Annotated in this window: 12 protein-coding genes; 4 read left to right on the top strand and 8 right to left on the bottom strand. The window is 73.9% G+C overall.

Going from position 1 to position 12055, the window contains the following annotated elements:
* Positions 1 to 126 precede the first annotated feature (126 nt).
* The 3 genes from ANAE109_RS03675 to ANAE109_RS03665 all read left to right on the top strand — a co-directional run bounded on the left by ANAE109_RS03675 (position 127) and on the right by ANAE109_RS03665 (position 2641).
* Complete coding sequence (locus tag ANAE109_RS03675) at positions 127 to 831, top strand: HAD family hydrolase (protein WP_011985036.1); 705 nt, start codon at positions 127 to 129, stop codon at positions 829 to 831.
* 84 nt (positions 832 to 915) lie between these two features.
* Positions 916 to 1932, top strand: a complete 1017-nt coding sequence (locus ANAE109_RS03670) for a glycosyltransferase family 2 protein (protein WP_143827891.1) — start codon at positions 916 to 918, stop codon at positions 1930 to 1932.
* 172 nt (positions 1933 to 2104) lie between these two features.
* Positions 2105 to 2641 (top strand): GNAT family N-acetyltransferase, encoded by a 537-nt coding sequence (locus tag ANAE109_RS03665; RefSeq protein WP_011985034.1) that lies wholly within the window; start codon positions 2105 to 2107, stop codon positions 2639 to 2641.
* Positions 2642 to 2727: 86 nt separating this feature from the next.
* Here ANAE109_RS03665 and ANAE109_RS03660 read toward each other — a convergent pair whose 3' ends face one another.
* From ANAE109_RS03660 to ANAE109_RS03625, 8 genes are all read right to left on the bottom strand, one after another.
* Positions 2728 to 4233: a cellulose synthase family protein gene (locus ANAE109_RS03660; protein WP_011985033.1), complete on the bottom strand. Its 1506-nt coding sequence runs from the start codon at positions 4231 to 4233 to the stop codon at positions 2728 to 2730.
* A gap of 171 nt (positions 4234 to 4404) precedes the next feature.
* Positions 4405 to 5784, bottom strand: a complete 1380-nt coding sequence (locus ANAE109_RS03655) for a S41 family peptidase (RefSeq protein WP_011985032.1) — start codon at positions 5782 to 5784, stop codon at positions 4405 to 4407.
* 77 nt (positions 5785 to 5861) lie between these two features.
* Entirely contained in the window at positions 5862 to 6974 is a 1113-nt protein-coding gene (locus tag ANAE109_RS03650; protein WP_011985031.1) for a murein hydrolase activator EnvC, read from the bottom strand.
* A gap of 3 nt (positions 6975 to 6977) precedes the next feature.
* Positions 6978 to 7862 carry an ABC transporter permease gene (locus ANAE109_RS03645; RefSeq protein ID WP_011985030.1) on the bottom strand — a complete coding sequence of 295 codons (885 nt, stop codon included), beginning with the start codon at positions 7860 to 7862 and terminating at the stop codon, positions 6978 to 6980.
* A 2-nt stretch (positions 7863 to 7864) separates the two neighbouring features.
* On the bottom strand, positions 7865 to 8548 hold the full coding sequence (gene ftsE / locus ANAE109_RS03640; RefSeq protein WP_011985029.1) for a cell division ATP-binding protein FtsE: 684 nt from the start codon (positions 8546 to 8548) through the stop codon (positions 7865 to 7867).
* A 16-nt stretch (positions 8549 to 8564) separates the two neighbouring features.
* Entirely contained in the window at positions 8565 to 9113 is a 549-nt protein-coding gene (locus ANAE109_RS03635) for a hypothetical protein (protein WP_011985028.1), read from the bottom strand.
* Between the two features lie 280 nt (positions 9114 to 9393).
* Positions 9394 to 10173, bottom strand: coding sequence for a glutamate racemase (gene murI, locus ANAE109_RS03630; RefSeq protein WP_011985027.1), 780 nt, complete (start codon positions 10171 to 10173; stop codon positions 9394 to 9396).
* A gap of 87 nt (positions 10174 to 10260) precedes the next feature.
* Positions 10261 to 11040 (bottom strand): hypothetical protein, encoded by a 780-nt coding sequence (locus ANAE109_RS03625; RefSeq protein WP_041448103.1) that lies wholly within the window; start codon positions 11038 to 11040, stop codon positions 10261 to 10263.
* A 269-nt stretch (positions 11041 to 11309) separates the two neighbouring features.
* Between ANAE109_RS03625 and tolQ the strand changes: the two genes are divergently transcribed.
* Positions 11310 to 12047, top strand: coding sequence for a protein TolQ (gene tolQ / locus ANAE109_RS03620; protein WP_011985025.1), 738 nt, complete (start codon positions 11310 to 11312; stop codon positions 12045 to 12047).
* The last annotated feature ends 8 nt before the right edge of the window (positions 12048 to 12055 follow it).

The raw sequence follows: 12055 nt of genomic DNA, 5'->3' as shown, positions 1-12055 counted from the left end.
GCTGTCGCGGGTGCGCGCAGGTTCCCCGCCGGAGGGGCTTCGCCCCTCCCGCGCGGTCGCGCGGGGCCCTCCCGCTGTGAGCCTCTACAGAGTCGCGGACCCTTCACGAATGGCCTAGCTTACGACATGCACCTGGAACCCTTCGCAGTCGTGCTGTTCGACATCGACGGCACGCTCGTGTCTGCGGGCGGGGCCGGGCGGCGCGCCCTGGAGCGCGCGCTCGAGGAGCGCTGCGGCGCCCTCGCCGGCCGCCTCGCCGGGCTGCGCCTGGACGGCATGACCGACCGGCTCATCGTGCGCGAGGCGCTCGGGCTGCTCGGGCACCCGTTCAGCGACGCCGCCTGCGACGGCGTCCTCGAGCGCTACCTCGCGCACCTGCGCGAGGAGATCGCTGATCCCCGCTACGAGGTGCTGCCCGGCGTGACGGCGCTCCTCGAGGCGCTCCGCGCGCGCGCCCTCCCGTTCGGCCTCTGCACCGGGAACGTCGCCGGCGGCGCTCGCGTGAAGCTCGCCCGCGGCGGGCTCGACGGCTACTTCGACTGGGGCCCCCGGGCGATCGCCGGGTTCGCCCACGACGGCGAGGCGCGCGAGCGCGTCGTGGCGGCGGCCCTCGCCCGCGCCTCCGCGCGCCTCGGGCGCACCGTGCACGCCCGCGAGGCGCTCGTGGTGGGGGACACGCCGCGCGACGTCGCGGCCGCCCGGCACGTCGGCTGCCCGGTGCTCGCGGTGGCGACCGGACGGTACGCGGCGGACGAGCTCGCGGCTTGCGGCGCCGATCACGTCTCCCCCACCCTCGCCGATCCGGCGGCGCTGCGCTTGCTGCTGGGTTGAGCCGCCGCGGTCGGCGCTCGTCCCCCCGCCCGGCCCCCCATCGCGCGCCCATGCCCCGCGCGATCTCCAGCCGAATGTTTGGGCGTGCCCCAGGCGACCGACCCGCGAGACGACCCACCGCGCGCCCCGGCGTTCACGGTCTTCACGCCCACCTACGACCGCGCCCACACGCTGCAGCGCGTGCGGGACAGCCTGGCGGCCCAGACCTTCCGCGACTTCGAGTGGGTCGTCGTCGACGACGGCTCCCGGGACGGCACGCGCGCGCTCGTGAGCGGGTGGGCGGCCTCCGCGGACTTCGCCATCCGATACTTCTGGCAGCCGAACGCCGGGAAGGCGGCGGCGACGAACCGCGGAGTTCGAGAGGCGCGCGGCGAGCTCTTCCTCATCGCCGACTCCGACGACGCGTTTCCGGCGCATGCGCTGGAGCGGTTCTGGCACCACTGGCGGGCCATCCCGGAGGGCGAGCGTCACCGCTTCAGCGGCGTGACGGCGCTGTGCGGCGACGAGCGCGGCGAGCTCATCGGCGACCCGTTCCCGCGCGATCCGCTGGACGCGGGGTGGTGGGACATCCACTACCGATATGCCTTGCGCGGCGAGAAGTGGGGCTTCCACCGCACGAGCGCGTTCCGGGAGTTCCCTTTCCCCGTCCAGCACGGCACGCGGCACGTCCCGGAGGAGGTCGTGTGGCGCGCCATCTCCCGCCGCTACGTGACGCGCCACGTGAACGAGCTGCTGCGGATCTACCACCGCGGCGGCGAGGACCAGCTGACGCGCACCTCGCCGCGGGGCTGGACGCGCTTCCGCGCCTGGTACGCGCAGCGGCTGTACGAGGATCGGGCGTGGCTCACCGTCGCACCGCTCGAGCTCCTCAAGCTGGCGATCCACTACGCGCGCTTCTCGTTCCTCGCCGGCGATCCCGTGCGGACGCAGGTCGCGCCGCTCGCCACGCCGCCGCTGAAGCTGCTCTGGGCCGCCGCCTCGCCGGTCGGCCTGGTCCTGTCCTGGCGCGACCGGGCGCGGGAGTCCGCCGCCGCGCGGCGCTCGGCCGGCCAGGCCGCGGGGAGCGCCGCGCGTGGCGGCGCAGGGCCGTCCGGCGGCTAAGGCGGAGACCACCTGGCCTGATTCGCTACTGCGGCGCTCGCTGGCTGGCTGCGCCGACGCCATCGTGCGCCTCGCTACGCGACTCAGACCAAGCGGGCTCCGCGAATAGCCCCCCGGCTATCCTTGACCGGCGCCGCGGGGTCGGGCTATGGCCGGGTCGCGAGGTCCATCCATGGCGACGCGCACGTCCCCGGTCGGCCCGGGCCGGCAGCTCCCCTCACTCGACGGCCCGCGCCTGCGCGCGGAGCTCGCGGATCGGGCCCACGCCGTCGAGCTGCAGGCGTGCCTCGAGGGCGCGCCCGACTACTGGCTGCTGACGGAGGGCCGGCTGCCCGAGCCGGATGCGGCGCTGCGGCTCATCGAGGACGCCGAGGCGGACGAGTCGAGGCAGGTGTTCTGCCTCGTCCCGCACGCCGGCGGCCCCGCGGTCGGCGTGCTCGACCTGTACCTGCACCACCCCGAGCCGGGGGTCGCGCACGTCGCGCTCCTCCTCTTCCGAGAGTCGTGCCAGGGCATCGGCTACGGCGAGGAGACGGTCGCGGCGCTGGAGCACGTGCTCCAGCGGGCGGGCTTCACCGCGCTGCGCGCGTCGGTCGGCGACGAGAACCCCGGCGCCCAGGCGTTCTGGGACAGAGTGGGCTTCGCCCGGATCGGGCGGCTCGACGGCGGCGTCGCCGTGTACGAGCGGCTCCTCGTGGACGTCCGCTGACCCACGCGGCGCGCGCGCCGAGCGGGCCGCTGGAGCATCGCTGCGGTCGGCGGCGGCGCTGCCGTCGCGGAAGGACCCCCTCCTCGCTACTCGGCCGACGGCTGCGGCGCCATCTGGCGGGTGGAGCGGGCGAGATAGCCGCGCACCCCCTCGTAGAGGCTCGCGAGGCCGACGTAGCCGAAGCCGACCTGGAACAGCACGAGGAACGGCAGCGAGTAGTAGACGCCGCGCTCGAGGAGGTACACCACGCCGTAGGTCATGTACGCGGCGAGCGCGAGCTCGACGATGGGCTGGAACGTGACCGCCGCCTTGTAGCGCTTCTTCACGACCGAGTCGCCCGCCGACTTCACCCCGTGCTTGGGCGTCCGGGTGAACGCGGTCTCGTAGCCCATGAGCGCCTCGACCACCGCGCGGGCCTGGTTCACTGCGAGCCCGATGCCGAGCGCCATGACGAAGGGCAGGTACTTCACCCGCTCCCAGCGCGTCCTCCCCTGCTCGCGCTGGCTCGCCATGTAGAAGAACACGACGCTGAAGGTCGCCGCCGCGAAGAACGGCAGGTCGAGGAAGAGCACCTCGAGCGCGCCGTGCGAGACCCGCACCACGACCGTGATGGGCAGCAGGATCGCCAGCGGGATCATCATGAGGTAGCCGAGGTTCGCGGTGAGGTGCATGAACGCCTCCCGCTTGACCTCCTTCGGCACGTCGGCGCGGCGGATGAGCGGCAGGAGCTTGAGCGCGGTCTGGATGGAGCCCTTCGCCCAGCGGTGCTGCTGGCTCTTGAACGCGTTCATCTCCACCGGGACCTCGGCCGGCGTGACGAGCTGCGGGAGGTACACGAACTCCCAGCCCTTCATCTGCGCGCGGTACGAGAGGTCGAGGTCCTCGGTGAGCGTGTCGTGCTGCCAGCCGCCGCCGCTCGCGATCGCCTCGCGGCGCCAGATGCCGGCGGTCCCGTTGAAGTTGAAGAAGCGGCCCGAGCGGTTCCGCGCGGTGTGCTCGATGACGAAGTGGCCGTCGAGCAGGATCGCCTGGGCCTCGGTGAGCAGCGAGTACGAGCGGTTGAGGTGCCCCCAGCGCGTCTGGACCATCCCGATCCGGGAGTCCGTGAAGAAGTCCACGGTGCGGCGGAGGAAGTCGGGCTCGGGGATGAAGTCCGCGTCGAAGACCGCCACCAGCTCGCCCTTCGCGAGCGTCAGCCCGTGCTCCAGCGCGCCCGCCTTGAAGCCCTGGCGGTTGGTGCGGTGCACGTAGTGGATGTCGAGCCCCGACGCGCGGTGCCGGTCCACGCAGGCGCGGGCGATGCCCTGCGTCTCGTCGGTGGAGTCGTCGAGGACCTGGATCTCGAGGAGGTCGCGCGGGTAGTCCATCTTCGCGACTGCGTCGATGAGCCGCTCCGTCACGTACATCTCGTTGAAGATGGGCAGCTGGATCGTGACGCGCGGCAGCTGCTCGAAGCGTCCCTTCGGCGTGGGGAGCCGATACTTGTGCCGGTAGTACAGGTACGCCATCGCGTACCGGTGCGAGCCGTACACCGAGAGGAGAAGCAGCAGGAGGGCGTAGGCGACGACGACCGATAGCTCGATGGCGCTCATCTGTCCGTTTGTACGGGCTGCGGCGGGGAGCTCGCTCCCCTGGCGGGGACCTGGAAAACCGGGCGGACTATAGCCTCCCCGTCTGCGAAGTCAATCAGACCAAAACCTGCGCCCCGACTGGCGAAAACGGGATCGCTCCAGGCAGGTTACCTCGCCTCACCCACGCGCCTCTCAGCGCACCGGGAGCTCGCCCGCAGCGGCCGCCCTGGAACCCCCTGGCTCGGTCGCGCTTCGCTGCGGCGCCGCGCGACGCGCGGGCCGGTCGTCGAGCGCGCGCAGGTGGTCGAGGGCGGCGCGGAGCGCCCGATCCGCCCCGGGCGGCGCCTCGCCGGGCGCCCCGAGGGGAGCTGCGACCGAGAGTGGGGTGCCGGTGCCGTGGACCCCATGCGGGCGGGCGGCGTCGGGCGCGGCGCTCCCACCCGCAGCGACGGGCGGGCCATCCTCGATCACCACATCGGGCGCGATGCCCTTCTCCTGGATGGAGCGGTGCTTCGGGGTGTAGTAGCGGGCGACCGTCAGCTTCAGGCCGGAGCCGTCCTCGAGCTCGACGATCGTCTGCACCGAGCCCTTCCCGAACGTGGACGTCCCCAGGATCACCGCGCGTCCGTGGTCCTGCAGCGCGCCGGCGACGATCTCGCTGGCGCTGGCGGTTCCTTTGTTCACGAGCACGATCACCGGGTAGGGGGGCTCGGTCTCCTTCTCGCGGGCGCGCTCCACCTGGACGTCGCGCCGGTCGCGCCCCTCGGTCGTGACGATCACGCCGGAGGACAGGAACAGATCGGCGACGCGCACCGCCTGGTCGAGCAGGCCGCCGGGGTTGCTCCGCAGATCCAGGACCAGCCCGCGCAGCTCGCCGCCGACCCGCGCGCGCGCCTCGTCGAGCGCCTTGCGAACGCTCCGCTCCGTCCGCTCCTGGAACGCCTTCACCCGCACGTGCGCGAAGCGCCGCTCGGCGTCGGCGACGTGCAGCTCCACGCTCTGCGTCCGCACCCGATCGCGCACGAGCGTGAGGGACTGCGGGGACGTGAATCCGTCGCGCATCACCTCCAGCGTCGCCCGGGTCCCGACGGGCCCCTTCATCCGCCGGATCGCCTCGCCCGGCGGCATCTCCTTCGTGGGGGCACCGTCGATGGCCAGGATCCGGTCGCCGGGGCGGATCCCGGCGCGCTCGCCCGGCGAGTCCGCGAGCGGCGACACCACCGTGAGGACGCCCTCCCGGATCGCCACCTCGATGCCGAGCCCGTCGAACTCGCCCGTCGTGTCCTCCCGCAGCTGACGGTAGACGTCCGGCCGCATGAACGCCGAGTGCGGGTCGAGCCTGCCGACGATCCCGTCGATGGCGCCGTACACCAGCTCCTGCTCCTCGACGTCGTCGACGTACTCGTTCTCGACCTTCTCGAGGACCTCGGCGAAGACGTCGAGCGGCCGGTACGGCTGGGCGGCGCCGCGGCGGGCCGCCGTCGCGACGTGCTCCACGCCGAGCCCGGCGAGGAACGCCACCGCGAGCGCGCCGACGAGGGCGACGCGGGAGAGGACGGACCGGCGCGTCATCCGGGGAGCATACCCGAACCGCGCGGCGGAGGGCGCTGGCGGGCCGGGCCTCGGGGCGCCTCGGGGAGGCCCGCGGATCACGGGGCGAGCCAGGGCCGCGGATCCACCGGCCGCCCTCGCTCGCGGAGCTCGAAGTAGAGGTACGCCCCCTTGAGCGACCCGGAGTCGCCGACGGTCCCGAGGACGGCGCCCGCCTCGACCAGCTCGCCCATCGCGGTCCGCATCGCGCCGAGGTGGGCGAACAGCGTGTGGTAGCCCTCGCCGTGGTCGACGATGACGAGGTTGCCGTACCCCTTGAACCAGCCGGCGTGCACCACCCGGCCCGGCGCGACGGCGCGGACGGGCGCGCCCGCGCGCGCGGCGATGTCGAGCCCGTTCTGGACGGTGACGGTGTTGAACTTCGGGTTCACGATCCGGCCGAACGCCACCGCGACCTGCCCCGGCGCGGGGGCGGGGAGCCGGCCCTTGCGCGCGGCGAACCCGCCGGGCAGGGCACCCCCTGCCCGCGGGGGCGGGAGCGTCGCGACGAACTCCCCGAGCTTCCGCGCCTGGACGGCGGCCTCGCGCGCCGCGCGCTCGTGGAACCCGCGCGCGCTCCGCAGCGCGGCGATGAGCGTCTCGCGCTCCTCGCGCCGCGCCTCCGCCTGGGCGCGGCGCTCGACCGCCTCCGTCGCGAGCGCCTCGAGGCGCGCCGCCTCGCGGCCGTGCTCGGCGCGGGCCGCCTCCGCCGCGCGCGCCGCCTCCTGCGCCTCCGCCAGCAGCACCGCGTCGCGGGAGAGGATCCGCTCGAGGAGGTACCGGCGCTTCACGAGGTCCGCGAGGGAGCCGCTCGCGAGCAGGAGGCGCAGCTCGCCGGCCCGCCCCATCCTCGCCCGCGCGACGAGCCGCGGGCGGAGCTCGGCGAGGCGCGCGCCGAGGCGCCCCCGCGCGGCGGCCTCCGCCTCCCTGGCGCGGGAGAGCCCGGCCCGCGCGCCGGCGCGCTCCGCCTCCACGCGGCGGACCTCGGCGCGCGCGGTCGCGAGCGCGGCCTCCGCCTCGCCCAGCGTGTCGAGCACCGAGCGCTCCTGCCGCGCGAGGAGGCGCGCCGCCGCCTCCTCCGCGCGGCGCCTGGCCTCGAGCGCCGAGAGCTGGGCCCGCGGATCCGCCGCGGAGAGCGCGAGGAGGAGGGCGAGCGCGGCGGGCACGGTCACCGTTCAGGTCCGGCGCAGCGCCCGGGCGACGGAGAGCGCGCTCGCGAGGAGCCCGATGCCCGCGCCGCCGCCGAGGAGCGCCAGCAGGAGCGCCGGCGGCAGCGTGTCGGCGAGCGTGAGCCCGCCGGCGGCCGACACCGCCGCGGCGAGGCGCGGCACCACGAGCCCGTACACGCCGACGAGCGCGAGCACCGCCGCGCCCGCCCCGAGGAGCCCTTGCAGGAGCCCCTCGAGCAGGAACGGCGCCGCGACGAACGCGTCGGTCGCGCCCACGAGCTTCATGATCTCGATCTCCTCGCGGCGCGCGAAGACCGCCAGCCGCAGCGTGTTCGAGACGAGGATCGCGGTGGCCAGCGCCAGCGCGCCGAACAGCACGAAGCCCGCCGCGCGCGCGCGCGTCACGAAGCGCTCCAGCCCCTCCAGCCAGGCGGTGCCGTAGTCCACGTCGTCGGCCCCCGGGACCGCGCGCAGCCGCGCCGCGAGCTCCCGGGCGTCCAGGAGCGAGATCCCGGGCGCCTCGATCTCGACCGCGTCCGGCAGCGCGCCCGGCCCGACGCCGTCGAGCAGGTGCGCCTCCGCGCCCAGCGACTCCGCGAGGCGCGACAGCGCCACCTCCGAAGGCACCGCCTCGACGCGCCGCCCCGGCGCGAGCGCGACGGCGGCGGCGCGGGCGCGCTCGAGGTCCGCGCCGGGCGCGAGGTACACCGACAGGCGCACCTCGCCGGCCCACGCCGCGAGGAGCCGCTCGGCGCCGCCGAGCGCGCCCGCGAAGAGACCGGTCGCGAACACCGCGACGAACACCGTCGCCGCGCCGACGAGGGCGACGTAGGGGCCGCGGGCCATCGACTCGAGCGCGCGGCGCGCGGCGCGGAGAGGGCGGAGCGACATGGTCAGGAGACCGCGCGCCGGACGGAGTCGCCGTCCGAGACGAGCCGCCCGGCGTCGAGGACCACGACCCGCCGCTTGTAGCGCTCGAGCAGCGAGCGGTCGTGGGTGGCGACCACCACCGTCGTGCCGCGCGCGCTGGCGCCGTGGAGCAGGTCCATGACCTCGAGCGTGCGCTCGGGATCGAGGTTGCCGGTGGGCTCGTCGGCGAGGAGGAGCGCCGGATCGGGGGCGAGCGCGCGCGCGACCGCGACGCGCTGCTGCTCTCCGCCGGACAGCGAGGGCGGGAACTTGTCCGCGCGGTGCTCGAGCCCGACCGAGCGCAGGAGCCCGCGCACCCGCCGCCGGATCTCCTTCTGCGGGAGGCCTCGCACGTCGAGCGGCAGCGCCACGTTCTCCGCGACGGTGCGGTTCGCCAGCAGCTTGAAGTCCTGGAACACGACGCCGATGTTGCGCCGCACGAAGGGGATGGCCGCCTGGGAGATCTTGGCGACGTTCTTCCCGAAGAGGAGGAGCTGCCCGGAGGTCGCCGCCTCCTCGCAGAAGACGAGCTTCAGCAGGGTGGACTTCCCGGCGCCGGACGCGCCGGTGAGGAAGACGAACTCGCCCTTGTCGACCGTGAGCGACACGTCCTGGAGCGCCGGGCCGTCGCCCGGGTACTCCTTCGTGACGTGGAAGAGCTGGATCACGCGGGGGGGTGAGGGCTCACTTGCGGTCGCCGAGGTCGTCGGCGAGGTACGAGAGGATCACCTCGTCGAGGCTCTTCTCGCTGACGAGGTCCTCCCCGAAGAGCGTCTCGGCCCCGTCGCCCCGCAGCGGCGGGGCGGGGGCGCCCCGCGCGGCGACCACCTCGGGCGGCAGCTGGTGCGCCGCCGGCGGGCGAGGGATCGCGACGCCGGCCTGGAGGCGGACGTCGGGCGCGCGCTCCGCGCGGAGCTGGCCGGGCTGGTACGCCTGGGCTTGCGCGCTGTAGGCGGCGTCGATGTCGTCGTACACGCCGTTCACGAGGTTGCGCAGCATCTCCTTGTGCTGCTCCTCCATGAGCTCGCGGACGACCTGGGCCAGGTTCTCCGCGCCGACGATGTCCGCGTAGGAGGTCTTCTTCGACGCGAGGATGTTCCCGCCGACGAACAGGTGCGTGATGATGTGCGGGTTGTCCAGGCCGGAGTCCTCGGTCTGGATGTGGTACGGCTTCCCCTTGTGCTTGATGTTGTGGTTGAAGCCCACCGCCATCTTCTTCGCGTCGCCGGCCATCGGGCTCCGAGACTACCGCCCCGCGCTGGCGCCATCAAATCGGTGACGGCCTCGCGGGGCCACCGCGGGAAGGGTGCCCCTCGGCTTCGCGACCGCTGCGCGTCGCTACGCTCGGGGTGAGCGGGCTGTTGGAAGCGGGGAACGGTCCCGCGGAGCGGGCGCGACCCCTCGACGCCGCGTCCGCTCGCGCGGACGCTACGCTCGGGGTGACCGGCCGCTGACGACCGCCGAGTGCGGGCCCGAGCGGCTCCCGCTGCTGGGGCGGGGGCGCAGCCCCCGTTCAAACGTCCACGTGCTCGGCCGACGTCACCGCGCGGCCCAGGAACCGGCCCGCGACGGCGAGGAACTTCTCGGGCGCGTCGGTGACGAGGAACGCGTGGGAGCCCTCCCGCCCGCGCTCCTCGCCCATGCGGGCCCGCACCTCGGCGGCGATCGCCTCGGCGCTGTCCACGAGCACCACCTCCGGCAGCTCGCGGGCGATCGCCTCGCGCAGCAGCGGATAGTGCGTGCAGCCCAGGACGAGCGTGTCGATCCGCGCCTCGCGCAGCGGCGCGAGGTAGCGCGCCACGGCGCCGCGCACCACGGGGTCGCCGGGGTCCGTCCAGCCCTCCTCCGCGAGGGGGACGAAGAGCGGGCAGGCGCGGGCGACGACCTCGGCGTCGGGGCGGGCCGCGCGGAGGGCCGACTGGTACGCGCCGCTCGAGACGGTGCCCTGCGTGCCGATGACGCCGATGCGCCCGCCCCGCGAGGCGCGCGCCGCCGCCCGCGCGCCCGGCTCGACCACGCCGAGCACCGGGACGGCGAGCTCCGCCCGCAGCGCCGGGAGCGCCACCGCCGAGGCGGTGTTGCAGGCCACGACGAGCAGGTCTATCTCGTGGCGCGCGAGCAGCCGGGCGTTGCGGAGCGAGTACTGCGTGACGGTGTCGGCCGACTTCGTGCCGTAGGGCACGCGGGCGGTGTCGCCGAGGTAGACGGTGTCGACCGAGGGGAGGGCCTCGAGGATCGCGCGCTGCACGGTGAGGCCGCCGACCCCGGAGTCGAAGATGCCGATGCGTGACACGGCGCGGAGTCTACTCGTTCCGGGAGAAATGCGAAGCGCCGGCCGCCCGGGCCGGCGCCGCGCCTGCGCGATGGCCTCGCCGCGCTACTAACACCCCGGCGGCGTCTGCAGCGTCACGGCGATCCCCCCCGTCCCGATCTGCGCGATGAAGTGGTCGAACACCTGGTCGCACGAGTCGAAGACGACGCGTCCTGAGTTCGGGCCCTGCGTCGCCGTCCCCTGCATGCGGACGGTGTAGTTGTCGAGATCGAGGTCGCCTGCGAAGACCGGCGCCGGCAGCGGGTCGGAGCAGCCCGCGACCCCGTCGTCGATCAAGGTGCCGTAGGAGTCCCACAGCTCGAAGGAGATGTTCGGGACGTCGGCCTGCGCGCACGAGGCGTAGAACGTGGCGCCCGCCGCGAGATCGCCGAACAGGTCGATCGGCGCCGGCACCCCCTCCACGTCGACCAGCGGCTGCTCCGTCACCTGGTCCTGGAAGACGTCCAGCGTCACCCTGCTGTCGTACACGGCGAAGTCGCCGCGCCAGCCGCGGATCCGCGCCGCCTGCGGCCCCGTGGGCAGCAGGTCGAGCGTCGCGCCCTGCACGCCCTGGTAGACGCAGTCGACCACGAACTGCGGCGCCCCGCCGACGTCGATCGTCACCACCTCGACGGCCGACTGCGCGCACGGCCCCGTCCCGGGCCCCACGAGGTCCGCGTCGTAGAGCACGGCCCCCTGCGGCTGGGCCGGCGCGTTCCGGAGGAACTCCCAGTAGACGATCACGGACCCGGCGCCCGAGGGCGGCGGCAGGTGGTCGTCGTCGTCGTCCCCGATGATGCAGCCGGAGGCGAGGACGGCGGTGGCGAGGGTCAGGGCGAGGCGTCTCATGTCATCCTCCGAGCGGTGTCAGCGGGCTCGCGGCAGTCGAGCGAGGGAACGAGCAACCGATGTGCCACGCCGTGCAGACGCGCGAGGCCGCGAATTCATGCAGTCGCCCCCCTCCGTCGGGTTGCCGGCTGGCGACGGCGTGACAGGCTCTCACACCCCAAGGTGCCGACATGTAGGCGCACGATCGGGGCAGAAAAAGCCCGCTCGGGCGTTTCCTTCGTGCGGGGCTCGCCCGTGCTACACAAGCGAACCATCTATCGGTGCTCATGATGAACCTCCTGACGCCCCTGCCGCTGCCCCTCCCGCTCGCCGCCGCCGGCGGCGATGGCCTCGACTACTTCGAGATCGCGAAGAACTCCGGTCCCATCGGGATCGGCGTGCTCCTGCTCCTCCTCGGCGCCTCCGCCGTGTCCTGGGCCATCATCGTGAAGAAGTGGCTCCAGATCCGGCGCGCCCAGGACGAGTCGGTGAAGTTCCTCGAGACCTTCTGGCAGTCGAAGCGGCTCGACGCCATCTACCAGGCGGCCGAGTCCCTGTCCGCCTCCCCCATCAGCCAGGTGTTCCGCGCCGGCTACGTCGAGCTGTCCAAGGTCACCGCCCAGAAGAAGGAGGGCGGCGAGGGCAGCATGAGCGACGAGCTCGGCGGGATCGAGAACGTCGAGCGCGCGCTCAAGCGCGCCGCCGCGTCCGAGGTGACGCACCTCGAGGCGCAGGTCCCGTTCCTCGGCACCACCGCGAGCGCGGCGCCGTTCGTGGGACTGTTCGGCACGGTGTGGGGCATCATGCGCGCCTTCCACGACATCTACCAGGCGGGCAACGCGAACCTCGCCACCGTGGCGAAGCCCATCTCCGAGGCGCTCATCGCGACCGCGGTGGGGCTCTTCGCGGCCATCCCGGCGGTCGTGGCCTACAACTACTTCGTGTCGAAGATCCGCGTCCTCGACAGCGAGATGACGAACTTCTCGAACGACTTCCTCAACATCGTCCGGCGTCACTTCTTCAGCTAGGAGCCATC

This window comes from Anaeromyxobacter sp. Fw109-5 (assembly GCF_000017505.1).
Lineage (GTDB): Bacteria > Myxococcota > Myxococcia > Myxococcales > Anaeromyxobacteraceae > Anaeromyxobacter.
Note: the sequence above shows the minus strand (reverse complement) of the source record. Positions and strands in the feature narration are given on the sequence as shown.

Bases quoted from the DNA above. Each gene is read 5' to 3' on its own strand.
- ANAE109_RS03655 (WP_011985032.1), bottom strand. From the start codon at position 5,784: ATGACGCGCCGGTCCGTCCTCTCCCGCGTCGCCCTCGTCGGCGCGCTC.
- ANAE109_RS03635 (WP_011985028.1), bottom strand. From the start codon at position 9,113: ATGGCCGGCGACGCGAAGAAGATGGCGGTGGGCTTCAACCACAACATC.
- ANAE109_RS03675 (WP_011985036.1), top strand. From the start codon at position 127: ATGCACCTGGAACCCTTCGCAGTCGTGCTGTTCGACATCGACGGCACG.
- ANAE109_RS03645 (WP_011985030.1), bottom strand. From the start codon at position 7,862: ATGTCGCTCCGCCCTCTCCGCGCCGCGCGCCGCGCGCTCGAGTCGATG.
- tolQ (WP_011985025.1), top strand. From the start codon at position 11,310: ATGAACCTCCTGACGCCCCTGCCGCTGCCCCTCCCGCTCGCCGCCGCC.
- ANAE109_RS03665 (WP_011985034.1), top strand. From the start codon at position 2,105: ATGGCGACGCGCACGTCCCCGGTCGGCCCGGGCCGGCAGCTCCCCTCA.
- ANAE109_RS03625 (WP_041448103.1), bottom strand. From the start codon at position 11,040: ATGAGACGCCTCGCCCTGACCCTCGCCACCGCCGTCCTCGCCTCCGGC.
- ANAE109_RS03660 (WP_011985033.1), bottom strand. From the start codon at position 4,233: ATGAGCGCCATCGAGCTATCGGTCGTCGTCGCCTACGCCCTCCTGCTG.